Origin of the sequence: Dyadobacter arcticus, assembly GCF_011762185.1 — a bacterium.
Lineage (GTDB): Bacteria > Bacteroidota > Bacteroidia > Cytophagales > Spirosomataceae > Dyadobacter > Dyadobacter arcticus.
This window is the reverse complement of sequence record NZ_JAASQJ010000002.1, coordinates 665,871-689,380: the sequence shown is the minus strand read 5'-3', so window position 1 is coordinate 689,380 and position 23,510 is coordinate 665,871. Positions and strand designations below refer to the sequence as shown.

At 44.3% G+C, this 23,510-nt stretch carries 24 protein-coding genes and 1 other RNA gene; 14 read left to right on the top strand and 11 right to left on the bottom strand.

The window, feature by feature from the left end:
• The first annotated feature begins 103 nt into the window (after nt 1–103).
• On the top strand, nt 104–1,057 hold the full coding sequence (locus FHS68_RS10680; RefSeq protein ID WP_167269806.1) for a threonine ammonia-lyase: 954 nt from the start codon (nt 104–106) through the stop codon (nt 1,055–1,057).
• A 143-nt stretch (nt 1,058–1,200) separates the two neighbouring features.
• Nucleotides 1,201–1,677 carry a hypothetical protein gene (locus FHS68_RS10675; protein WP_167269804.1) on the top strand — a complete coding sequence of 159 codons (477 nt, stop codon included), beginning with the start codon at nt 1,201–1,203 and terminating at the stop codon, nt 1,675–1,677.
• A gap of 67 nt (nt 1,678–1,744) precedes the next feature.
• On the opposite strand, the gene FHS68_RS10670 is transcribed toward FHS68_RS10675, so the two are convergent.
• The 4 genes from FHS68_RS10670 to lpxK are packed head-to-tail and all read right to left on the bottom strand — an operon-like array spanning nt 1,745 to nt 8,356.
• The gene (locus tag FHS68_RS10670) at nt 1,745–4,651 is read right to left on the bottom strand and encodes a PD-(D/E)XK nuclease family protein (protein ID WP_167269802.1); all 2,907 of its coding nucleotides are present in this window, start codon (nt 4,649–4,651) and stop codon (nt 1,745–1,747) included.
• 31 nt (nt 4,652–4,682) lie between these two features.
• A complete protein-coding gene (locus FHS68_RS10665) occupies nt 4,683–5,282 on the bottom strand; it encodes a MiaE family protein (RefSeq protein ID WP_167269800.1) in 600 nt (199 codons plus the stop codon).
• A gap of 20 nt (nt 5,283–5,302) precedes the next feature.
• Entirely contained in the window at nt 5,303–7,291 is a 1,989-nt protein-coding gene (locus FHS68_RS10660) for a putative porin (RefSeq protein ID WP_167269798.1), read from the bottom strand.
• 24 nt (nt 7,292–7,315) lie between these two features.
• A complete protein-coding gene (lpxK, locus tag FHS68_RS10655; protein ID WP_167269796.1) occupies nt 7,316–8,356 on the bottom strand; it encodes a tetraacyldisaccharide 4'-kinase in 1,041 nt (346 codons plus the stop codon).
• A 68-nt stretch (nt 8,357–8,424) separates the two neighbouring features.
• Between lpxK and FHS68_RS10650 the strand changes: the two genes are divergently transcribed.
• The gene (locus tag FHS68_RS10650; protein ID WP_167269794.1) at nt 8,425–9,519 is read left to right on the top strand and encodes an o-succinylbenzoate synthase; all 1,095 of its coding nucleotides are present in this window, start codon (nt 8,425–8,427) and stop codon (nt 9,517–9,519) included.
• Here the strand turns inward: FHS68_RS10650 and hemF are convergent.
• Nucleotides 9,493–10,407: an oxygen-dependent coproporphyrinogen oxidase gene (gene hemF / locus FHS68_RS10645; protein WP_167269792.1), complete on the bottom strand. Its 915-nt coding sequence runs from the start codon at nt 10,405–10,407 to the stop codon at nt 9,493–9,495. The genes FHS68_RS10650 and hemF overlap by 27 nt on opposite strands.
• A 185-nt stretch (nt 10,408–10,592) precedes the next feature.
• Between hemF and FHS68_RS10640 the strand changes: the two genes are divergently transcribed.
• Both FHS68_RS10640 and FHS68_RS10635 read left to right on the top strand, forming a co-directional pair.
• The gene (locus FHS68_RS10640) at nt 10,593–10,793 is read left to right on the top strand and encodes a type II toxin-antitoxin system RelE/ParE family toxin (protein WP_229211847.1); all 201 of its coding nucleotides are present in this window, start codon (nt 10,593–10,595) and stop codon (nt 10,791–10,793) included.
• 13 nt (nt 10,794–10,806) lie between these two features.
• On the top strand, nt 10,807–11,142 hold the full coding sequence (locus tag FHS68_RS10635; protein WP_167269790.1) for a HigA family addiction module antitoxin: 336 nt from the start codon (nt 10,807–10,809) through the stop codon (nt 11,140–11,142).
• 111 nt (nt 11,143–11,253) lie between these two features.
• Here the strand turns inward: FHS68_RS10635 and FHS68_RS10630 are convergent, their stop codons facing one another.
• The gene (locus FHS68_RS10630) at nt 11,254–11,751 is read right to left on the bottom strand and encodes a hypothetical protein (RefSeq protein WP_167269788.1); all 498 of its coding nucleotides are present in this window, start codon (nt 11,749–11,751) and stop codon (nt 11,254–11,256) included.
• A 133-nt stretch (nt 11,752–11,884) separates the two neighbouring features.
• On the opposite strand from FHS68_RS10630, the gene FHS68_RS10625 reads away from it, so the two are divergent.
• The 4 genes from FHS68_RS10625 (at nt 11,885) to FHS68_RS26405 (ending at nt 16,069) form a co-directional block, all read left to right on the top strand.
• Complete coding sequence (locus FHS68_RS10625) at nt 11,885–12,532, top strand: CPBP family intramembrane glutamic endopeptidase (protein ID WP_167269786.1); 648 nt, start codon at nt 11,885–11,887, stop codon at nt 12,530–12,532.
• Nucleotides 12,533–12,633: 101 nt separating this feature from the next.
• Nucleotides 12,634–14,946 carry a TonB-dependent receptor gene (locus tag FHS68_RS10620; RefSeq protein WP_167269784.1) on the top strand — a complete coding sequence of 771 codons (2,313 nt, stop codon included), beginning with the start codon at nt 12,634–12,636 and terminating at the stop codon, nt 14,944–14,946.
• Nucleotides 14,947–15,193: 247 nt separating this feature from the next.
• Nucleotides 15,194–15,565: a transfer-messenger RNA gene (ssrA, locus tag FHS68_RS10615) on the top strand.
• A 192-nt stretch (nt 15,566–15,757) separates the two neighbouring features.
• On the top strand, nt 15,758–16,069 hold the full coding sequence (locus FHS68_RS26405) for a phage integrase SAM-like domain-containing protein (RefSeq protein ID WP_310588538.1): 312 nt from the start codon (nt 15,758–15,760) through the stop codon (nt 16,067–16,069).
• Between the two features lie 389 nt (nt 16,070–16,458).
• Here the strand turns inward: FHS68_RS26405 and FHS68_RS10605 are convergent, their stop codons facing one another.
• The 3 genes from FHS68_RS10605 to FHS68_RS10595 all read right to left on the bottom strand — a co-directional run bounded on the left by FHS68_RS10605 (nt 16,459) and on the right by FHS68_RS10595 (nt 18,915).
• The gene (locus FHS68_RS10605; protein ID WP_167269782.1) at nt 16,459–17,139 is read right to left on the bottom strand and encodes a flavin reductase family protein; all 681 of its coding nucleotides are present in this window, start codon (nt 17,137–17,139) and stop codon (nt 16,459–16,461) included.
• Nucleotides 17,140–17,424: 285 nt separating this feature from the next.
• Entirely contained in the window at nt 17,425–18,435 is a 1,011-nt protein-coding gene (locus FHS68_RS10600; protein WP_167269780.1) for a helix-turn-helix transcriptional regulator, read from the bottom strand.
• 87 nt (nt 18,436–18,522) lie between these two features.
• Nucleotides 18,523–18,915, bottom strand: coding sequence for a RidA family protein (locus tag FHS68_RS10595; RefSeq protein ID WP_167269779.1), 393 nt, complete (start codon nt 18,913–18,915; stop codon nt 18,523–18,525).
• A 220-nt stretch (nt 18,916–19,135) separates the two neighbouring features.
• On the opposite strand from FHS68_RS10595, the gene FHS68_RS10590 reads away from it, so the two are divergent.
• The gene (locus FHS68_RS10590) at nt 19,136–19,432 is read left to right on the top strand and encodes a nuclear transport factor 2 family protein (protein ID WP_167269778.1); all 297 of its coding nucleotides are present in this window, start codon (nt 19,136–19,138) and stop codon (nt 19,430–19,432) included.
• A 40-nt stretch (nt 19,433–19,472) separates the two neighbouring features.
• Here FHS68_RS10590 and FHS68_RS10585 read toward each other — a convergent pair whose 3' ends face one another.
• Entirely contained in the window at nt 19,473–19,820 is a 348-nt protein-coding gene (locus FHS68_RS10585; RefSeq protein ID WP_167269777.1) for a cupin domain-containing protein, read from the bottom strand.
• Nucleotides 19,821–20,307: 487 nt separating this feature from the next.
• Between FHS68_RS10585 and FHS68_RS10575 the strand changes: the two genes are divergently transcribed.
• Nucleotides 20,308–20,829: a Cif family virulence factor gene (locus tag FHS68_RS10575; RefSeq protein WP_167269775.1), complete on the top strand. Its 522-nt coding sequence runs from the start codon at nt 20,308–20,310 to the stop codon at nt 20,827–20,829.
• Between the two features lie 223 nt (nt 20,830–21,052).
• Here FHS68_RS10575 and FHS68_RS10570 read toward each other — a convergent pair whose 3' ends face one another.
• Nucleotides 21,053–21,916 (bottom strand): AraC family transcriptional regulator, encoded by an 864-nt coding sequence (locus FHS68_RS10570; protein ID WP_167269774.1) that lies wholly within the window; start codon nt 21,914–21,916, stop codon nt 21,053–21,055.
• A 96-nt stretch (nt 21,917–22,012) separates the two neighbouring features.
• On the opposite strand from FHS68_RS10570, the gene FHS68_RS10565 reads away from it, so the two are divergent.
• From FHS68_RS10565 to FHS68_RS26775, 3 genes are read left to right on the top strand one after another with little or no spacing between them, the layout of a single operon-like run.
• Nucleotides 22,013–22,972, top strand: coding sequence for an NADP-dependent oxidoreductase (locus FHS68_RS10565; RefSeq protein WP_167269773.1), 960 nt, complete (start codon nt 22,013–22,015; stop codon nt 22,970–22,972).
• Between the two features lie 8 nt (nt 22,973–22,980).
• Nucleotides 22,981–23,337, top strand: coding sequence for a DUF1016 N-terminal domain-containing protein (locus FHS68_RS10560; RefSeq protein ID WP_167269772.1), 357 nt, complete (start codon nt 22,981–22,983; stop codon nt 23,335–23,337).
• Entirely contained in the window at nt 23,274–23,462 is a 189-nt protein-coding gene (locus tag FHS68_RS26775; RefSeq protein WP_167270899.1) for a PDDEXK nuclease domain-containing protein, read from the top strand. The genes FHS68_RS10560 and FHS68_RS26775 overlap by 64 nt, the downstream gene beginning before the upstream one ends.
• Nucleotides 23,463–23,510 lie beyond the last annotated feature (48 nt).

The window sequence follows — 23,510 nt, the reverse complement described above, 5'->3', positions numbered from 1 at the left end:
AGCGACATGCGTGTAGAGGAGGTTTTGATGCTACCTTTGTAAAGTGCGTTGAGGAACTGTGATATGTAAATTTAAAATAAATATTTCCATAAAAAATTGCGATATGTCCGAAACAGTACCTACCCGGGAAGCTATTGAGATTGCACACAAAAGGGTTGAGCCCTTTATCCACCACACACCCGTTATGACCTCGCAGTTTCTCAATGATTTGTCCGGAGCGGAGCTGTTCTTTAAGTGTGAAAATTTGCAAAAAATCGGTGCTTTCAAGGCCCGTGGCGGGCTGAACTCCATACTATCACTATCGCCCGACCAACTTGAAAACGGCATTACTACCCATTCGTCCGGAAACCACGCACAGGCAATTGCGTTTGCCGCGGCGAAAGTAGGTGCAAAAGCCTTTATTGTGATGCCGGAAAATTCGCCTCTTGTCAAAATCAATGCTGTGAAAGGCTATGGCGCAACGATCACATTTTGCGAAAATACCCAGGAGGAGCGGGAGCGGGTGGTTCAGGAAATTATAAGCGAAACCGGCGCGACATTCATCCACCCGTTCAATAACTATGAGGTAATCACCGGGCAGGCGACCGCCGCAAAAGAACTAATTGAAGATGTGCAGGACAAGTTGGACGCAATCATTGCGCCGGTCGGCGGAGGTGGCTTATTATGCGGGACTGCTTTGTCGGCACATTATTTTTCTCCCGGGACAAAGGTATATGCCGGTGAGCCCGAAGGTGCGGCCGATGCGGTACTGTCTTTCCGAAGCGACAAGATTCAAAAAGCGCCTTATGTTAAAACCATTGCCGATGGACTTCTAACCACCCTTGGAGACAAAACATTTCCCATAATCAAAGCTTATGTGACTGATATCCTGACTGTTTCCGATGAGGAAATTGTAGGGGCAATGCGCTATTTGTGGGAAAGGATGAAGATTGTCGTGGAACCTTCCGGCGCGGTTTCATTGGCGGCGGTTTTGAAGAACAAAGAACTGTTTGCAGGCAAAAAAATAGGCATCATCCTCACCGGTGGCAATGTAGATCTTGGTAAGCTCCCGTTTTGAACCAGCCTGTATGCAAGTAGAAATTTTTTAAAATTGAATTTTCATTACAGAAAATACGCGCATTAAGTCAAATTGCCGTTATAGTAAAAATTTCGACGTTTCTTGAATATTATTGCCTAACATTTTACTCTTAAATTTTAAGTATGAAAAAGCTGATCTTTTGTTGTCTGGTTGTTTTGATGGGTTCATGCAAGGATAAAGATGAGACCGTTGAGCCGGAAACAGATTTTGCACCTGAATTTGCAGGGAATTACGAAACCACAACAGTTGTGCAAAACGTGGCTTACCAACATAGCTGGCAAGTAACGACAACAGATAAAAACAAGTTGGCAATTGTTTACATTAAAACCGCAGCAATCGAGATTCCTGGCACCACGGTTGATTTTACCCAGGAATACAACCTGGTGGATGTCAAAACCACTGGAAAGGACGTATTTGTAATTGACGAGACGGTTGATGTGAAGCAGAGTAATGAAAAAGCTTCGCGGCAAAGAGTGGAAGGGACTGGAAATATGATCGTTAACAGTAAAGGCGTTCCGCAGATAAACATCACAGTTAAGCTTACAGAAGTCGGCAAATCAACATCCGTAGAAGAATACCTGGAGTTCAAAAAGAAATAAAGAATTGGAATTACATAAAAGAAGGCGGCGGAGGATCTCAGCCGCCTTCTTTTGTTTGGACCCTTCACTACCTTCCGCAAATGCCTTTGAAGTCACAATACCTGCAGATATTAAGGTCGTCCGTTTTACGAAACGGAATGTCCTGATCAAGCATGACATTCAAAATATCCGTTAAAATTGCCTCTGATTTTTCGATGAAATCAGCGGGCGCAAGTTCTTCTGTCAACTCCAGTGGATTGGCAATCAGATTTTTAGGATCACGAAAAGAATAAAAACCTGATTTGACAGCATATTCTCCGAAATTATAGGTTTGATCCTTCAACCTGAGCCCGCGTTCATCCAGCATTTTACGGTACATCAGGTATTCGTACATCCAAAGCTGGCGGACATAACCCATCTTCCGGTCGGGATCATTTCGGATCACTTCCTCTCTCCGGACGGGGTCGGCGAGTTTATTTTTGCCGGTCAGTTCTACACTTCCCGTTTTGTAATCCATCACAAACAACACATTGCCTTCACCTTCTTCAATGCGGTCAATTTTACCGCCGAGTTTAACGGGTGTGTGGGCGCCTTGCAAAATCAGGTTAATGCTGGTGCTCAAGGCTTGTTCTGCGGCCATTATTTTTCTTCTCGGCCTCTGGCTCATTTGGTGTTTTAGAAAAACCAGCACTTGCTGTTCCCCGATCTGATAATAGATCCGGTTGAGGCCCATATCTGTTACATAACCCTTGAATTTCTCGTCGAAGATCTGCCTTAAAATGGTTTTGATCTGCTCCTCAGCCGGGTCGATGCCATTGAGGAAGAATGTCTTATCGAGCGTTTCCAGGGAAGCGTGGAGCCAGGTACCGATCTTATCCATGCCAAGTTCTTCCTCCACCTCTTCCTTTTCCCGCACACCTACAATGTGTTTGAGGTAAAACTGCATGGAACAGCGGATAAATTCATTCAGGTGCGTTGGGAAAAGACCTTTATTGGCGAGGTAATTCCGGATCACCCCAATCATCGCTTCGTCTTTGCGAACAATCTCTTCCAGGTCATCCTGACGCCGACTTTCAAAAATGACCGTTTTATTTTCAATCCTGATCTGCGGATTGTACTGCGCCAATTCGTATTCAACTTGTTGGATAAAACGGCTTTTTTCACCTCCGCCGGGCGCATCATTTGTGCTGGTGTACAGGATGTGTACCTCCTTAGCGCGCTGCAAAAGCCGGTAAAAATGATAAGACATCACGGCTTCCTGGTGCTGATGGGTTGGTAACCCTACGGCCTGTGCAGCATCGTAAGGAATAAGCGAATTCTGCCTTTTCGCCTGGGGAAGCATTCCTTCGTTCAGTGACAAAATAATGATCCGATCAAAATCCAGCGCGCGCGTTTCCAGCATTCCCATGATCTGGAGGTTACTCACAGGCTCGCCGCTGAATGGTATCCTCGTTTGCCGGATCAGTTCGAACATGAATGAGCGCAATGTTCGTAATGTGATCAGTTCTGACCTTTCGTCAATGGTTTGCTCAAATTGTTTTAAAAGGGTGTAAAAAAGATAGAGGTACTCGGTTTCCAGTGCGTTTTTGTAATCCTTATACACATCTCTTAATAACTCAATCAGCTGATAAAATGTCTGAATGACCTGTCTTGAATTGTTTTTTTGCCAATGTGTAAAAAGAATCCTGAATAGCGGATGATTTTCACTCATCCCAGTAAGCTCCTCTGAGCTTAAAAAAACCTGATTACCCCGTGTAATCTCCCATAAAGTTTTCTGAATGATCGTTTGTCCGTCACCTAGCGGGGATAAAGCAACATATTCGTAATGACGGATAAACGGGTGGTTAAGTACCTTGTCAATGGACTTATGGCTGAACTTGGGAATCCGGATCGTTTTGCCACTTTTATTCGTGAATTCAACCACATTTTGCTGTAACTCAAAAACACTGTCAATCAGCGTGTACAATAGGGAATTCCGCATGGAAAGTCCCATGGTAACATTCAGGTCCGTTACTTCTTCGTCCAGCGAATAGAGCATCGGAAGGAGTAGATTTTCATCCGCCAGGACGATTGCGGTAACAATGGATCTATCAGCATCGTCCTTCTTTTTCATGGACTGGTAAAGCTGGCCCGCCACTTTTGTCTGCAACGTGGCATTGGGAACACCGTAAATTGTAATGTTCTTGGCAGAAGTCAGCAAATGATCAGTCGACCAGTTCCATGCGCCAAAAGCTTGGCTTTTCTGATATTCCCGCAGGCTATTCCCAGCTTCTACGCCCGTGTTTTCGGACATATAATAGCGGTCGGCGTCCCACAGTACCTCCGCTTTTCCGGCTTTGATCAGTGAAGTGACAATTTTCCTTTCCGACTCGGTAAAGGCATTGAATCCAGCAAAATAGAGTTTCTCGTAATCATTTCGCCTGGTAATGACGGCGTCCGCATCTTCGGCAAGTTCGCGATAAGCCATGCCGCGATAGGCCTTCCCTTTATCAGAAAGCCTTTTTCTAAATGATTCGTAGACCTTTTTAATGTTTACAAAAAGTGAGAAATACTGTTTGGACCCACCTTCACTTTGCAATGTGCGGCCCTGCGGCAAAGTTTCCTGCCAGCGGCTTATCGCATGCGCTTCGGACAGATAGTCAAATAAAAAGTCGGTTTTGACAAGATACTGGTCAATCTTATCAAGGTCGTTTAACAACACCGACGCCCAGCCCATAAATCGCTCAAACTGCACATCCGGGTCTATTTCCCTGAACGTTTTATACAAGTCAAACAGCAAATGAACCGGATCTTCAATTTCCAATGTGCAAAGGCTTTCCACAAAATCGTCCACAGCCATCACGACCGGGCTCATCATCGCTTCGGAGGTTTCCCTCGCCAATTCCTGCATTAGAAAAAAAGCTGCCCGACGTGTTGGAACAATAACTTGAACCCTTTCCAATGATGTATGATTGGCCAGAATACGTTGGGCAACGAGATTCAGAAAGGATTGCATAAAGGTTTTAAGAAGTTGAATTGATTCCGGTTTAGTGGATGCGATCGCCGCGGGGCGCGAGTGATTTCATGATTTCTGCTTCGGCGTGAAGCAATTCTTTCCATCTTTTCCTGACTTCCGCTTCGGGGAGATACTGTTCAGCCAGTTCGATAAAAGTGCGGTAATGTCCGGCTTCGGAAACCATTAGTTCCCTGTAAAACTTCTGCAGCGATTCATCGTCAAGCGATTCCGAAAGTAATTTGAAACGTTCGCAGCTTCTGGCTTCTATCAATCCACATATCAGCAGCCGGTCGAGCAAAGCCTGTTCATAATCGCCCTTATTTCGCACCAATTGCATGAGTTGGCCTACATATTCATCTTTCCGTTGCCTTCCGAGCGGGATATTCCGTTTTTTCAATTCTTTCAAAACCCTTTGAAAATGTCCCCATTCTTCGGCCACAATGGGCGTTAATGTCTCCACCATCAAGGCTTTTTCGGGGTAATGGACGATCAGGGAAATGCAACTGGATGCGGCTTTTTGTTCACAATAGGCATGGTCAATCAGAATGTCGCTGATTTGCATTGCCGCAATGTCCGTCCAGCGGGGATCCGTGGGCAGTTCTAATCCAAGCGTAGTTAACGTCGTAGCCATATGGAAGGAAGTTAACGATTTTAATCAAACATGGGCCAGTTGATCCCAAATGAAAAGGCCCTGGCAAGCCCGAGATAGCCGGGTGTGACGTAATAACCCTTTGGGAAAAGCTTAAATTGTCCGCCCTGGTTAAGGTAAGCCATTTTGAAAAACAACCTGACCCTTTTGATACGAACGTTCCCAAACACATCCACCACCACATTCTGGTCGAGCCTGGTTTCGTTTTGTAAGTGAAACTGTTGGGTAACAGGCATATAAGCGTCGGCGAGATAAGCAGAACGGTATCTTGCCGCAAGTCCAAGCTGGACGAACAGCACCTTGGCATACACAAAATCGAAGGTAACCTCGCCACTTGCAAACGCGGTTGGGACGCGGATCACATCCTTGTTATCATTCAATGTGAGGTAACCCATCGCTGTGAAATTCCATCTTTTCAGGTGAATACCCGAATTGAAACCAACTCTTAATAAACGGAAACCAGCATTTAATTGTCGAGGAACGGCCGCCGTATCATAATAAATATAATCATTGACCTGATGGATCTGAATCTCTGGTACAAACTCGACTTTCTCTGTTTTGAGGGGCAGCGACGCATAAATCGTCTGCACTTTGGTAGGATCGAAATTATTTTTCCAGACAAAATGATTGCTCAGGTAACGCTGCGCCAGCAAATCAGCAGCTGTTTGAATGCTTTGAAATCCGGCCTTTCCCCACTTGGTATTCAACTCGCCTTTCAGCCTGTATTCCACATTGGCAGCCAGGTTCAGATCGGCTTCTGCGGTGAGGTATTGGACAGAATCTTTCAGGTAATATCCAAGCCAGGCACCGATGATATTGTCGAATTTAAGTCCTGTGCGGTATGTGGTATAAGGATTTCCAACGTCGTTCCCACCCTGGCTAGTTGCCCGCATGCCATAGAAACGTTGCCGCACATAAGCACGGTAATTGAATCCTGAGTAAAATCCTTTGATCCCGACTTTGTTGTCAAACAGTTTGTAAAACAGATTTTGCCTTGTTTCGGTAGAATCAAACCTTGCGACCGGGTATATTCCTTTGTCCAGCCCGCGTTCCAGAGCCAGGTCGGTAAACCGGTTGAGGGTACTGTTATAATCCGCCTGTTGGAAAATCTGAAACCCATTCGCCAGGCGGTACTGCTGATAAATGTGAAAAACATGGCGTCGCTCCCAGGAATTGGCATCATCGCTAATATTGGCTGCGCCATCGTAAGAGAAATCCTCAACAATCCCATCCGCACCCACATTGGGTATAACGCCACCCTGCTCGCGCACTTTCTGGTTCATGTGCCTGTAATGGGCGAGGATCAGGTATTTTTTGTTTTTTGAAAAAAAGCTGGTGTGCATCAGGAGCGTCCAATTCTGTCCTAGGAATGCACCGGCATTTAAATTATTGACAAATCCATATTGCTTATTGGAGGTAAGTCTTTGCGCTCGAAGGCCGAAATTGAAGCGGGAATGCACGTTTTGCGTGTAGGCAAACCTTCCTAATGATGTTTTTCTTGCGCCGGATATGAAGTCGAGTTCAGTATGCTGCGAGCGCGTGTCCATGTATTGCACCTCATCCTGCTTGATGGCATACTCGTCGTAGGCGCGCATCCCAAGCTGTGTCCCAATGTCCTGGCGAGGCTGAAAAAAGAGGTATCGCGTGGCAGTAACCGTGTTTCCAAGATCGACGAGCTTGCCCCACGACCGGTCCATAGGCGTCCACCTGTGAAAGTTGGTAAGGCTCGTATCTACCCTGTAACGTGTTGAATCTCTGTTATTTAGAATATCATTCTCAAAGTAGTGAAACGTCGTTTGCGGACCGTAAATGCTTTTGGTACTATCGTCCAGCACTGCTCCTCCCTGTGCCGCTCCGCCCGTGCTTCTCGATCCTTGGCTGCCGCCCGGCATTTGTACATTGCCTGGCAATCTTACTTGCGCAGTGGCATTTGGTTTGATCAGGATGAAGCTGCATATAACCCACAGTGTGGTGTAAAAAACAATTCTCATAGAGGAAACTATCGTTCTACCGTTTTAATGTTGGTCCCAGATTTGTCCGGATAACCATTGCATGAAAGCGTCCGTTTCGTCTCCAAAATTGATGGCGACGGGAATGTAGGCAAACCTGTCAGCGCATCCGGACCGCTCCGCCAATGGTTTTAATTTGACCATATCTTTTTCGGTTGTTACCACAAAAGTATCGCTTTTTAAGTACTTAATCAGTTCTTCCGGATCTCCGGCTTTGTAATTATAATGGTCCGGAAAGATGACTTTATCTACAACGTCGAACCTGCTGTCGAGATATGCAGCGAAAGGGGAGGGATTTGCGATGCCGGCCACCATTTTAACTTTCTTTAACGATACCGGCGCCCCCGTGTAGCTTAGCGCCTCCGCGTAATCGGTAAATGCGAAAAAAACGGGCGTTAACGGTCGGGTGTAATTTCTAATGCTGGGCTTGACTAACGCTTTTTCCTCATCGGTAAGATATACCGGACATTTGGTCACAATGATGGCATCGGCGCGTTGTGCACCGTTTCGATTTTCGCGTAACCTTCCGCCAGGGAATGGTTCATCGTGATAAAATGGGCGGTTGTAGTCGTTCAAAAGGATGTTGATGTTCCGATGAATGGTGCGGTGCTGGTAGGCATCATCCAAGAGCAGCAACTTTGTGTGCGGATATAACCTTGCAATTTCAATAGCCCCATCCACACGTTTTTCACAAACAGCAACAATGACAGTCTTCCCAAACTTTTGATAAAACTGCAAAGGCTCATCACCAATTGTCGCAGCATTGGCAGCATCATCTGCGAGAACAAACCCTTTGGTATTCCGCCCGTAACCCCGGCTCAGGATGGCAGTCGGGTATCGGTACATGAATGATTTGGTGAGGTATTCGATCACGGGGGTTTTGCCGGTTCCGCCGACCGTCAGATTACCAACCGATATAACAAACTGAGGGACTTTTTGGGATGAAAAAACCTGTCTGTCGTAAAGCTGGTTGCGAAGGCCGGTGAGGACGCCATATAGCCACGACAACGGTTTTAGCAGTGTTTTTATCCAGTTATCTTCTTGCATATAGGGTGCATATTTACGTATTTTTTGTCTAATATTGTGCCCCCGAAAAAGTCTGACACCCCACAAACATGCCGTTAAATATTGTGTATCAACCTCATACGCTACTTTTTCGTAAAGGAGCAGGTACTTCGAGAGGTGTTCTTACACAAAAAACTTCGTGGATTCTTAGGGTGACAGATAGTGATAAGCGAGGCATAGCAGGCTACGGTGAATGCGGCCCGCTTCCCGGACTCAGCGTAGATGATATCCCCGATTTTGAATCCCAACTTTCATCTGTTTGCGACCTTTTTAACGGGTTGGACGTCGATGTGTTTCCATTTAATCTGAGCATCATTCTCGATCAGGTTGTACCGCATCATTTGCCTTCTGTCAGATTTGGTGTGGAAAGCGCATTGCTGGATATCATGAATGGCGGTTGCAGGATTTTGTTCAAAAATGCATTTTCTGCTGGTAAACAAGGCATTCTGATGAACGGGCTGATCTGGATGGGTTCTTTCGATCAAATGCTGGAACAGGTTTCGGATAAGCTTTCACAGGGTTTTACCACCCTTAAAATGAAAGTCGGTGCAATTGATTTTCAGCAGGAATGTAGAATTCTGGAATCAGTTCGTGGGGAATTTGATAAAAATGACATTATTCTTCGCGTGGATGCAAACGGCGCATTTCGTGCAGAAGATGTAAGTTACAAGCTCAACGAACTGGCGACATTCGACCTGCATTCCATAGAACAGCCCGTAAAAGCCGGTCAAGAGGGTTTAATGGCTGAATTGTGTGCTGCATCACCCATTCCGATCGCATTGGACGAGGAGTTGATCGGGCATTTTGATTACCATGCTAAATTTGCGCTGCTCAAAAAACTGGCGCCGCCCTTCATTATTCTCAAACCCACCTTGCTCGGCGGATTTCAACATACTAATGAATGGATTGAGATCGCAAACCGCCTGCGAATCGATTGGTGGATCACATCTGCATTGGAATCGAACATTGGCCTGAATGCGATTGCCCAATATACCGCTTCAAAAAACAATCCGCTGCCGCAAGGATTAGGTACCGGCCAGCTTTTTACAAACAATTTCAATTCACCGCTGACAGTGGAAAGAGGGAAGTTGTTTTATGATTTGGATGAAGATTGGGACTTAACACCACTCAACGCCTTTCCGTAACCACCTCAGCGTTTCTGCCTCTTTTGAACCTTCTTCGGGACTAAAATTATACTCCCAATTCGCCTGCGGCGGCAAACTCATCAGAATAGATTCTGTGCGGCCGTTTGTTTCCAGACCAAATTTAGTACCGCGGTCCCAAACCAGGTTGAACTCTACATATCTGCCCCTGCGTAGGTACTGCCATTGTTTTTCCTCTTCAGTAAATACATCATTACGATGTTTTTTCATGAAACTAACGTAAATGGGGCCGAAGCTTTCTCCTATCTCTTTTACAAATGCAAACAGTTCGTCTTTGGAGCGGTTTTGCCCATTTCCGGCTTCATCAGGTTTGAGATAATCAAAGAAAATGCCGCCTATTCCACGGGTTTCGTTGCGGTGTGGGATGTAGAAGTAATCGTCAGCCCAGCTTTTGAATTTTTGATAAAAAGTCGGGTAGTGTTTGTCACAGGCTGATTTCAAATGGGTGTGAAATGCTTTTGCATCTTCCTGATCTACATAATGCGGGGTAAGGTCAATGCCGCCGCCGAACCAGCAGGTACCATTGCTCAATTCAAAGTAGCGCACATTCATGTGAATGATGGGAACGTGCGGATTTTGAGGGTGCATGACGATTGAAACGCCAGTGGCGGTGAAGTGAAAATCGTCGTTTTCGTTCAGGTTCATTTGTTGTCTCAAACGCGGATGAACTTCTCCGGTTACCTTAGAAAAATTCACCCCGCCTTTTTCGATCACGCTGCCATTTTGAATCAACCTTGTTCTGCCTCCGCCGCCTGAATGGTGCTCCCACAAGTCTTCTCTGAATTTGCCTGTGCCATCCTCATTTTCAACAGATTGACAGATTCGTTCCTGCAAATTTTTGAAAAATAACTCTATATCTTTAATTGTCATGTGTCTTTGTTCCAATGCCGGGCGAAATTACAATAAATCTGAAACGCCAGGTAAAGCATTGAGAAAGTTAAGTGTTGACACGCGTTACGTAACGTGTTACATTTACAAATGATAAAAAGTATAGTCAGCAAACCACTCAGGCTATTTCATTTAAAGACGACGGGACTAAACTACCGGCATCTCAATTGAAAAAAATAAGCCTGGTAATGACTTTACTTGATGCAGCGGCCAAACCAGAGGACATGGAATTTCCGGGATCGGGTTTGCATAAACTATCTGGGGAGTTGAAAGATTTCTGGGCTGTTAAGATTAATGCCAATTACCGTATTATTTTCAGATTTGAAGGAATGGATGTTATCGATGTCGATTACCTGGACTATCATTAAAATTATAAAACCAATGGAAGATATCACAATTAAAGGACCAATGAAGAATCCGGTTCATCCTGGGCAAGTTTTGAAAGGTTTATACCTTGAACCTTTGGAATTAACTATAACACACGCAGCCAAGGGTTTAGGAGTAACCAGGAAAACGTTGTCTCAACTCATTAACGGTCATTATTCGGTAACCCCCGATATGGCGTTACGATTGGCGGAGGCTTTTAATACAAGTCCTCAGTTATGGTTGAATATGCAGCAAAATTACGATTTAAGGCAGGCAGAAAAGAAGGAAAGAAATTACACGATTACTCGTTTTTGGCCCGAACCTAAATCCGCCAGGATACAATCGGCTTAGTTGACGCTCTTTTCAATATGGCTTGCACCCATCCATCCCACCCTTGTAATAAAGACGCGGTCATGCACCCGCTGCTCATAGGTTTTATCAAAGTATTCGTTAGTTCTCAGGTCAAGCAGCCTCGTTTTGCTCCGGGCTCATTTTAATAAACAGTGCGTGCATCCGGTCTTCCAGCTTTGTGTCCATATTCACCATCGGGTCAGTCCGGCCTCTTTTGTTGGTAATATAGGTGGTGTGCTTTTCAATGGTATTTTTAAATTCCGCCATTTCTTCCTGTGATAATCCTTCATTGGATTCCAAAGAGTTTTTTGCAACCTCAGGTAACGCTTTCACTGCTTTCTTTTCAATCTGTGAATAAATCTTCTCCGAAAACGTAAAAGTTAACACGAATGCAAGCAATGCAACGGCTGCCTGCTTGGCATATTGCCTGTTCAAATTTTTGATCCTGATCATCATAGCTAATCGTTTTTTGGTGATAGAATAATTGAAACTACTGGTAAGATTGAACTGCTTTCCTTGCGAAATCGTGTCGAGCAAAAGCAGCTGGTAACTTCTGACATTGGCATATTCCGCCAAAACAGCCTCGTCGGCGAGGAATTCGTGATTCAATCGGATTGCTTTTTTATAAGAGCGGCAGGAAAACCTTTGATTCAATGAAGTTGGCCGCTCAATCATTGGATATCGTTATTTGGAGAATTTTTGATACGTTATGGATTTAAAATATTGAAAATCAAATCGTAACATGGAAACTAAATACAAATACCGTCGAACTTTTGATTATTTAGAAATAATAGTATTGTTGACTTTACCCTTGCCATTTCTGAACCTTAATATTTTCTATATCCTCATTGTATTGACGATTGTTGGATTTTCAAAATACTTAAGGCATGAGAGGTGGAGGAACTACGGATTTAACTCCACCAATAAGAGGAATCTTGTTGTTGCAATAGTAGTTGGTGTGATCTTTGGTATCAGCGACAATTACTTTTTGGAGCCCTTTTTAACCAAATTGCTTGTCGGCAAAACTCCGGACTTGTCGGCATTACAGGATACTAAGGGGAATATTAAGAAAGCGCTGATATTACTGGTAATTGGATGGCTGGTAGGAGGTTTTTTTGAGGAATTTTTTTTTCGAGGTTATTTGTTTAACCGAATAAATTCGGTGATCCATAGTATAAAACTGCAAAAATGGATTGTAATCATAATAACCAGCATTGTTTTCGCTTTTGCGCATGCATATCAGGATTTAGCGGGAATAATTAGTGCATTTTACTTTTCTGTGATTATGGGGCTCCTGTATTTTTATTTTAAGAAAAATATATGGTATGTGGTCTTAATTCACGGCATCTACGATACATTTGGAGTTCTCATGCTCTACACCGGCTGGTAATAATGCCGGCCTCTCGAATAACCCATTTACTTCTTTTTGAGAGTAGGATAGTTAGTAAACAGTAAGACACTATTTTTGTATTAGTATCTTACTCATTCCAAATGCTGAGAATTCTGCCTCTGTTATTATTATTTGCAACCTCTTGCCTGGCCCAAACTTTTACATCGACCATCCGTGGTACCGTGCGTGATGCCGATACCGGGTTGCCCCTGGTTGGTGCCACGGTTTCAGTCTCTCCCACGGAAGCCGGTACCATTACAGATCCGCGGGGCACATTCAGATTCGATAATTTGAATGTTGGTCGATATCAGCTCACCGTTTCGTATACGGGTTATGGAACAGCATTGGTTTCAGAGTTGCTGCTCGAATCGGGCAAAGAAAATGTGCAGCAAATCCGATTGATTCCGTCAGGTAAACAATTGAATGAAGCGACAGTTACCGCGGCGCGGCCATTGTCATTTAACAGCATTCAGGAAATAACTATTGAGCAAACTTTCAGATATGCAGCCACTTACATGGATCCGGCTCGTGTAGCCACGTCCTTTCCAGGTGTTGCCGCTGCCAATGATCAGGCCAACGGATTAGTGATCAGGGGTAATTCACCCAATAGTATGCAATGGAGGCTGGAAGGCGTGGAGATCGTGAACCCAAACCATTTATCCAATGCAGGCACATTCAGCGATCGTCCAACGTCGACGGGTGGGGGAGTGAATATTTTGAGTACCCAGCTTTTAGGAACCTCCCAATTTTTGTCAGGGGCATTCCCAGCCCAATACGGCAATGTTACAGGCGGGATCCTGGACATGAATTTGAGAAATGGTAATGATGAAAAAACCGAATTCACAGTCCAGGCAAGCTTGTTGGGCCTCGATTTTGCGGCGGAAGGACCATTATCGAAAAAATCAAAAGCATCCTATCTCATTAATTACCGCTATTCATTTACAGGATTACTCGGTGCAATGGGCGTGAGTTTCGGAGGAGAGGACATTCGCTTTCAGGATTTATCGTTCAATCTCAATTTTCCGACTGCAAATGGAGCAAAATTCACAGTTTTTGGCATGGGCGGGATAAGCAGCAACACATTTGAGCCCGAAAAAGACACAATAGCCTGGGAGTTTGAAAAGGATGGCTACAATATCATTTACAAAAACAAAATGGGCGCTGTCGGCGCTTCATTTGATCAACCAATTGGCAAAAGGGCATCCCTCCGGACGGTACTGGTCGCATCGGGGTTGAATACTTCAAGAAAGGCATTTGAAACAGATAAGCAGACTTTTGGCCGACGGGACCAGATCGGCAATGACGGTATCCTGAATGGAAAAATATCGTTTAATACCACTTTTTCTTACCGGGTTAATAAGCAGACGAGGTTTAAAGCGGGACTATTTTTGACAAGCCAGAAATACGAAACGCCGCCTGTATTTCCAACTAGTGAAGTGAAATCATGGATCATTCAGCCATTTGTCGCATGGTCTTCTCAAATTGCCCGAACCCTTACCACTGAGATTGGCCTGCACGCCATGATCAGCAAAATAGAGCAGGATAATACAAACGGAAGTATCCTGGTTGAACCCAGGGCGGCAATAAAGTGGCAGCCGTCAAACGACGAACAGCTCAGTTTTTCCTACGGTCTGCATAGCCAGTTGCAGTCGCCATATGTATACTCTTCCGTTTATGGAATGACCGACATTGGCCAGAATTTCGATTTGAAACCCACGCGTTCGCATCATTTTGTATTGGGTTACCAGCAGACTTTCAACAAAAGCAACAGCCTGAAGATCGAAACCTATTTGCAACATCAGTTCGACGTTCCTGTTGGTGGTGATATGCGCGATAATTATTCGACGGTTAATCTGGTAGAAGAACGACCCAATGTTCGGCTCTACAACCAGGGTACGGCATTGACCTACGGCCTGGAAGTGAGTTTTCAAAAGTTTCTGACCAATGATTTTTACATGCTCGTTTCCGGATCGTTGTATAAGGCTACCTATGTCGATTACATTGGTTTGCGTCACGACAGCCGCTTTGATGGCGGGCACACGTTCAGTCTGACGACAGGGAAGGAGTTCAAATCAGGTAATCAAAGCCTTTGGGGCATCAATGCAAAAATTTTGTGGTTGGGAGGATTCAGGGACAGGTCCATTGATGCGGAATACTCAGCATTACTTCAAATAACCATTTATCAACTCCAAAGCGCCTATTCTGTAAGGATGAAAGATTACTTCCGTCCGGACTTGCGGATCTACTGGAAAAAAAGCAAAACGCGGTACAGCAGGACATTGGCGCTGGATTTACAGAATGTGTCCGGGACAAAAAATGAAGCCTATCGGTATTTCGACAAGCGGAAAGATGCTGTTGTGACCCAGTATCAGCTTGGTTTGATTCCGGTGCTGAGTTATCGGTGGGAGTTTTGATGAATGTTGAATTTTGAATGAGTGAATTTTGACCGGGTCGCCGGGCGATGAGTGAATAAGTGAATTTGAGATGGGAATGATTTTGTTTTCAAGTAGTTAGGAATGGTTTAGTTAAAAAGTTTTTTGGTGCCTGAACTTTCTTTCTTTTCCCGGTGTAAATACCCTTGCAATGAAACTTTAACCTGGTAACATTCGATCAGGCTAAAAGCTAAAAGCTAAAAGCAAAAAGCAAAAAGTTAACAAAATTGGGGGTGACTGGAATTGACAGCGGGTTGGAAGTCTGTGTGTAAGCATGTCGGGAGTTGAGATTACCTCCCGTAAATAATGGTCTCAAACAATAACTGGCGAATCTACTTACGCCATGGCTGCTTAATCCGGAGGATTAAACAAATGCCATCATCCCTCCAACCTACGTGCTGATGGTTGGGCCCCGGGGTGTCGCAAATCAGCGCTGGTTGGAATAGTGATACGGAAAACCAACGAGACACCAGTATCTAAGGCTTTGATGCGGGTCCGCCGTGTACCTTGTCAAGCCCTACAATTCAATCACGGATAAGCATGTAGAAGGCGCAGGGTTTCCCTGATCTGGACCAGGGTTCGACTCCCTGCATCTCCACTGAAAGCCGTTTCCTGATCGGGAGGCGGCTTTTTCATGTAAAGGCGCAGTGTTTCCTTGATCTGGATCAGGCGGGGCGGCCCGTGCCGTTCGACTCCCTGCATCTCCACCAGCATCAATTACAAAAAGCATCAAAAGCCTGCAAATCAATGATTTTGTAGGCTTTTTGCTTTTTTATCATCTAAAAAAAATTCTATGCTAACAAAAAGCCTCACGCTGCTATTTTATCCAAAGAAGCGCAGCAACTACGTAAAGGGTAAACTTCCGATTTACGTGCGATTAATGGTGGACGGGAAAAGGATTGAAATCACGCTCGAGCACACTCGTGGTTTCATAAAGTCGAAATATGGCCTAAGTGATCTAAGCATCCAGAGCTTGGACTATGAGTTTATCGCTCAGTGCGAATTTTGGCTGAAAACCCAAAAAAACTGTGGCCACAATTCTAGTATGAAGTATCTCGCAAACTTTAAAAAGATAGTCTTAATATGTGTGAAACGCGGATTTTGAATAAAGATCCGTTTTACGGTTTCAAACTTCCTAAACACGAAGTAGATAGATCTGCATTATCAGAGGCAGAATTGAAAAGGCTTATTCTGTTGTTTCACAGGATTGTCATATGTTGATGTCTTCAAACTGCGGCGGTCAGAAGTGATAGTTGGGCCGGTAAGCGGTAGGTTACGTTGAAAATCAACTGTCCCAGTACATATGTCTTTTTCTAGTCTGGATTGTAGCTATTTTTTTATCCAAGCCACCTGCCATTTGATTATAGGATTCACACTCCTTAAGAACAATGTATCGCCTTTGGCAAGCGAATACGCAAATAATCCCAACCCCACGAATCATTTGTGTATTTACCGAACGTCAACCGAATGCCCGGGCATTTTTAAAGGGGGTTTTTAAGCGCCAAATTGCCTTAGGTAATTTGCAGATTCCGTATCGGGAGTTCTGTATAGCCGCTCGGGTACAGATGCAAGCTTAGAAGGATGTATTTGCGAGCCAAGTCCGTAAAATTGCTGAAAACTCATAATGAGTGGCCTCCACTTTTCAGGGTCGACATGGTTAGGATTTTGGTCACAAAGTATGGAGTCGTCCAAATGTACGCGGACAATTTTTAATTCCATTGTAAGACTTCGGATATTGTCAATGCCAGTTTCGGCGGCAAAAGGATGGATTGCCACAAATTTGGCTTCGAGGTGAACCGGACATTCTAAAACACGCGGCGCCCCGACAATCTCCGACTTCCCGGGCGTTAAACCTGCCCTATTAAATTTGTCGGCTTCATGTGCATAACCTTTTGCAACTTTCCCGGAAGGTACAGGATTGGTTCCCGTTAAAAGTGCTAGCCGGTCGACAGCATCGACTTGATCCACAGACGGAAGGTTCAGCACACATTCTCGTGTCCGTAGGATGTTTTCTGTTGTTTTGGAATGTGCTGAAATCCCGATCATACAGCGATAGCCCAGCCAAAATGCGGACGAAATGGGTGCGAGATTGAAGGTTTCGTCGCTATTTGTAGTTCCTACTAAAACGACGGGAGTTCCAAAGTATAAAATTGAAGGATTACTTATTTGATGCATCGTACGTGTTGTTTTTTACATCAAATCACCTCAATCTTCCGTCACATACAAACCCGTTTCTTGCTATGTAAACACGCGGTCGTGCCTAGGCTTTTAGAAAAGAAATCCACAGCAGCGTGAATATCCTTTACCACCCAATTGTCGATGGTTTCCATGTCTGTTGATTTTAAAATTCGTGCTTCAGCAAAGCTATCATTTGTAGCATTAAGATAATTAGGGGGTATAAGACAACAGGTAGGGCAAATTGGGACAACAGTTTCTCGATCCGTAAAAAAATGATAGATATTACGATCGTATGCCTGATTTCGGCGTCAATGTGATTGTCGGGTTGTAAAAAGAAACATGCGCCCGCTGCGCAAGGTCGGATAGATATTCCTCCAACGCAGCGGGTTCAATGATTGCAACAGCGCCTGCAAAGGGTAACAGCCAGGTCGCAAGGTAAGGCAGTGAACCTACCAGAAACACAACTTCCATGCTGCCGTCGTGCAGAATTTGTTCATGTGTCCAGCCGTATTGATGCTTCGTGTCGTGAAAATGCTGAATCTGGGCGGGTAACACCGACTGGGGGTTGAAGCGGATCACCACTTTTTCCTTCTCCCGTCTTTTCGCTTCATCAGCCCAATATTGTTGCAATGTCTCCGGACGTGCAGGGAAGAATTCATGAGAAATAATCAGACTACTAATGCGGTCTAAACGGAAATTCCTGAATGCTTGCCGCAGCCGACAATAGGCTACCACATGCCAATGCTGGCTGAGATAAAGACCAATAGGCTCAATTTCGCGGAGAGTAGCCTCGCCGGTTTCCGCTGCCTGATAACCGATCTGCACAACCAGGTGCGCTGTGACGGCGGTGACCAGTTGCTGGTAGGTATTGGGCCTTTCGGAACTAGTGGCCGGTTCCATCACCAGTATATAAGGGGCGACTGTTTCCAGATGGTCGCGGTCCGAATGTCGCAGGGCAGCTCGAAGCTTGTCCATTGCCGCGCCCATGAGCTGCCCCGTGGCGGAATCTGTGAGCCTTGCTGCCAGTTTTTCGGCGATAAGCAATGCCATTGCTTCTTCCCGGGTAAACATAACGGGTGGCAGGCGGTAGCCTTCCAGCATCGCATAGCCTTTCCCCTCGTGGGTGACGATCGGGATGCCCCCACTTTCCAGGGTCCTGATATCCCGGTAGATGGTGCGGGTGCTTACTGAAAAACGCTTGGCCAACTCAGTCGCGCTCACCGTACGCTTCGTTTGCAGCAATGTCAGCAGGGCTACCAGGCGGGAAAGACGTGTAACTTCGGAATCGTTCATATCATTCGAATATAGCGTTTGTTGACCAATACCAAGTAAGCAAAAGAGCCCGATTTCGGGCTCTTTCAACTAAAACGCAAGCAGTGACTATTTAACTACAGTGGCCTCCAGTTCAACAGTAAGTCCTCCAAACAACGCCTTAACTTCCAGCAGGGTAGTCGCTTGTTTGATTCCGTGCTTTGCAATCCAGCCCTGATAAGTCTGAACGCAGCTGGTGAAAAATTCCTGGGTGGATGTCGTGTAAACATTCAACCGTACAACACCGCTGGGTTGATAACCTGCCTCGGCGATAAGCTGCTCCAGATTCTGGATGGTCAGTTCCAATTGCGTATTCATATCGGCGGCAACAGGCTGGCCGTTGGCATCGATTGCAACCTGCCCCGAACAGTAAAGTGTTCCTTCAGGCTGCTTAATTTCTACTGCCTGTACTGAATTGGTGTACTTGCCCCATTCCCAGGGATCCGTCGTGTTCTTTTCCATTTTGATTTGCGTTAACGATGATTTGTTTTTGTTTCCACAAAGGTCAGATGGTGTAGTGACAGCCTTATGTCATACCTTATTACTTATAATGAATTTTTTTACTGTGTAGGTAAAACCTTCGGCACTGCTTTTGTGAAGCCTAATCACAAGAGGGGAAGAGAGAATAAGAGATCTGGCTGTCGTAAGCTGCAAATGCAATAAACGTCAAACAAAACTAGTCATGGGTGTGAACAACAAGCAAATATTGGAAGAAGCAAATGCTGCAATTACCAAAGGTGATTATGAGAGATTTTTATTGTTCTGTACAGATGACACGGTTTGGACATTTGTAGGTGAGCAGACTTTGCATGGAAAGGAAGCCGTCCGGCAGTACATGGCAGCAACCTATTTGGAGCCACCGAAATTTATGGTTGAAAAGTTAATAGCAGAAGGAGATTTTGTTATTGCACTTGGCAAAATCGACATGAAGGATGTAGATGGAAAAGTGGCCAGCTATACCTACTGCGATGTTTGGTGATTTCGCGATGGTAAGATGGCCGAATTGGCGGCATTTGTTATTAAGGCTGAGTAGTCGTAACTGTCTCGAGCTGGGAATGTTCTATCGTAATATTCACTGAACGTTCTCCCTTGGGCCGGGTCCGGTGGACGATGTTTTTGGGAATTGTAAAAAGTTGCCCAGGTAGTAATTCAATGGTTTCCGTTTCCAGATCAATTAGCAAAACACCTTCAACTGTCATGAACGTCTCATCCGAATTGGGATGGTAATGCCAGTAATAACTTTCGGTCATTACACTTAGCCTCACAACGTGGTCATTCAATTCAGCGACGCTGAAATTTGCATAGCTATCTGTTACCGCTCGGGTTAGTTCGGCAATATCGATTCGGGTAAGTGGAGCAGCTTTCATCAAAGCTTTTAAGAAAGAGAATAAGATCGGATAAAATGTACACAAAAAATCCGTGACTCAGTCAAAAATCATAGAATATGTCGTCCACAAACAGAATCGGATTAGGAGGAAGCTGCCATTGGTCATCGAAGCGATATTTCAATCATTAAAGGGAGTGATTAATGTAAGCCAGGATGAGAGACTACGAAAGCAATCATTGTTCCTACGCCCACTGTCGGAAATGGTACAGAAGCAATTGCATTTTATCAGAAGGCATTTGGTGCTAGTCATGGATGGCCTGATTTTGCCGAATAGTATTATTGCAAACGGTCCAATGGAACGATCTGGGGTATCGACATTACGTATGTACCCAGACCAAAAGGCTTTATGTACTTGATGTCCTGTCCACACAATTCAAAAGGCAATATCCAGCATACACCGCTTGTCATGCCAGCGAATGCATTGGTCATTTAATAAACTTTTAATAAATTCCTACTAAAAACAGAAAATGAAAACAAAAAACCTAGCATTCGTTACGTTAACACTGTTGGTTATCCTTTCAAGTTGTCAAGAATCCCAGAAAGGCAAGAGAGCCGTCGAAGGAAATCAGGAGACAACTGTTGATGAGGAGAAGGCAGCCATCTTAGCGAGATTGAACAACGAAACAAAAGATGCTTTTCAGCGAAACTACGATGCGTGGACTGAAAATTGGTTGCACGACCCGGACATCACCAAAACCTACTTGAATTTTACGGATAGTACTTTTTCAGAATCAGTAGGTTGGGACGAGATTAGTCAATTTGTCAAGACGTTTTTTGAAGAGCATCCAGCACCTGAACCTGTCCCGAAGCTATTGGATAAAATTGACGTAAGGCTTTACGGGAAGGGAGCGTGGGTTACGTATGAGCAACAGGACTCCCTACGCGGCCTGAAACGCGAAACAAGGCTGATGGAAAAAGTAGACGGGAAATGGAAAATCGCTGGTATGCAGACGACCATTTACGGATTTAAAACCAACAAGAACAACTAAATCCAGTTGCCACCATGGGATAAGAGCAATCGATGGTGAAGGGGTCCCACCCTTAAATGTCAACGCGGTGTTCTCGGGGAGGCTGCGTCCGGAGGATAAACTTGGGTTTTGTAACCGCTTAGCGCTGTCTATAAATCCGGTGGTTTAAATGAAAAATCACTCACATCTAAATGTAGTGTCGGACTTGATACGGCGATTCCGGTAAAGGTTGAAGATGCGGGGCTTATTGAGCAGTAACCGCAGTGCTCCTCCGATATTCAGAAGGAGGAATTCCTTTATATTTCTTAAACATTTTGGTCAGATGACTGTCGTCTGTAAATCCGAGCTCCGAAGCAATTTCGTTCAAACGCATATCACTGTGTGTAAGTCTGATTTCCACTAATGCAAGTTTGTAGTTGATTATATACTGCTGAAGGTTCTCATTGGTGTGTTTTTTAAAAAATTCACTAATGTAATTGAGTGAAATATGAAAGCGAGAAGCGATGCTTTCAGCCTTTAATTTTTCAGAGTTGTAAATATTCAGGTGAATGTAATGAATGATATCGAGCGACGTATTTTGAGTCACCTTGGATTTTTCAGGAAGATGCAGCGAAATATTTCTTGCCACAACCATCAGTAGCGTGTTCAACAGCTGCTGGACGAGTTCTTTATGCATGGTTTGTTGACTCTGATATTCGATAACGATTGCTTTAATCACGGCCCTAACCAGGGGCTTATCGCTCATGTTCCTGAGAATACATCCCTGAAGGTGATTGCTGTTGTGAAAGATATATTCCAGCTTTTCTATCCAGTCGCCCAGGTTACTATATGATTTCTGAGCCTTTTGGGCATTTAAATAAATATTATTAAAGCGAATAAACACAAACGAGGTGGTTTCACTCACCTCTGTAAAATGCATATGCATAGGCATGGTCAGAAAAAGATTTTCAGGACCATATTTAAACTGGTGTTCATCTATGTGATAAATCCCCTTTCCTTCCAGAATATAAACCAGCTCTATAAAAGTATTCTTATGCGCCTTTACCGGACACTCGTCAACTTTGACAAACCGAACCTCAAAAGGTTGAAATAGATTTTGTACATGCATACCGACAAAATTACCGAATTAACCCAAAATTTTACAACAGAATTGCAAGTAAGGAGCCGCAAATTTGTATCAACATTAATTAAAAAGCGAAGCCTTATGAAAGCGATAACATTGAACCAGACCGGAGGAGTTGAAAATTTTATTTTTAGCGAAGTGGAAACGCCTGCTATTAAGCCGAACGAAGTGCTGATTGAGGTAAAAGCGATCGGAATTAACCCTGTTGATGCATTTGTGAGAAATAATCAGCAAGCACTTACCGACTATTTAAGCCTGAATGGCGATGAGAAAAACGTAATACTGGGCTGGGACATCTCAGGAACGATCGTCAACACCGGAAATGAGGTTACCACCTTTAAAACCGGAGATGACGTTTTCGGCATGGTTAATTTCCCTGGTCAGGGTAAAGCTTACGCGGAATACGTAGCTGCACCTGTCGGGCAATTAGCCTTGAAACCAGCCAATATCTCTTTTGAGGAAGCTGCCGCCGCTACACTGGCGGCATTGACGGCCTGGCAGTCACTGGTAACTTACGCCAAAGTAAAAAAAGGAGACAGAGTACTCATTCACGCGGCTGGCGGAGGTGTCGGGCATTACGCGGTTCAGATCGCAAAACATTTCGGTGCGTACGTTATAGGCACTAGCTCTGCACCGAAAAAAGACTTTATCATTGAACTTGGTGTGGATGAATTTATCGACCACACATCAGAAAAATTCGAGGAAAAAGTAAAAAACGCAGACATTGTGCTAGACCCAATCTTTGGTGAAGAACATCTATTACGATCTCTGGAAGCCGTCAAAACAGGCGGTAGCGTTATTACTTTACTAACCTTCTTCACCGATGAAAAAGTAAAGGCCAGTGTTAAGGAAAAGGATCTTTATACGCATCGCCTGGAGGTAATATCAAATGGAGAAGATATGAGACAAATAGCCGGTATGCTTGCCGATGGAAGCATTAAATCTTTTGTAACCCTGACTTTTCCATTCTCCGACCTGCCAAAGGCCCATACGAAAATAGAAACTGGCAAAACAACCGGCAAAATTGTAGTTGCGTTGTAGTAACTCGAATGCAAAAAGTTGCAGTCAATTTTGACCGGGAAAAAATTGCGACATTGTCGCAACAAATGCGCTGGAGTCATTCGATAGAGCTAGCCGGCATTGAACGTGATATGAAACGTGAATTCTATGGGCAGTTGGCATTTAACTGTAAATGGACTGTAAGAAGCCTTAGAGACCAGATTGATACCATGCTGTACGAACGGTCTGCAATAGCTAAACATCCTGATGCCATTATAACAGAAAGCTTGAACTCACTGATGCAAAACCAGGATCTTAATCCAGACTTGTTATTTAAAAATACATATATTTTGGAATTCTTAAATTTGCCGGCGGCATACTCGAGAAGGATCTTGAAAACGCACTAATTAATAACATCGAAAAATTTATCCTTGAACTAGGTAATGGTTTTGCATTTATTGAACGTCAAAAGAAGATTAGCATTAATACTATTGATTATCATTTAGACTTGTTTTTTTATCACAGAAATTGAGGCGTCTGGTCGCGATAGACTTAAAGTTGGGAAAATTGCTGAGAAACT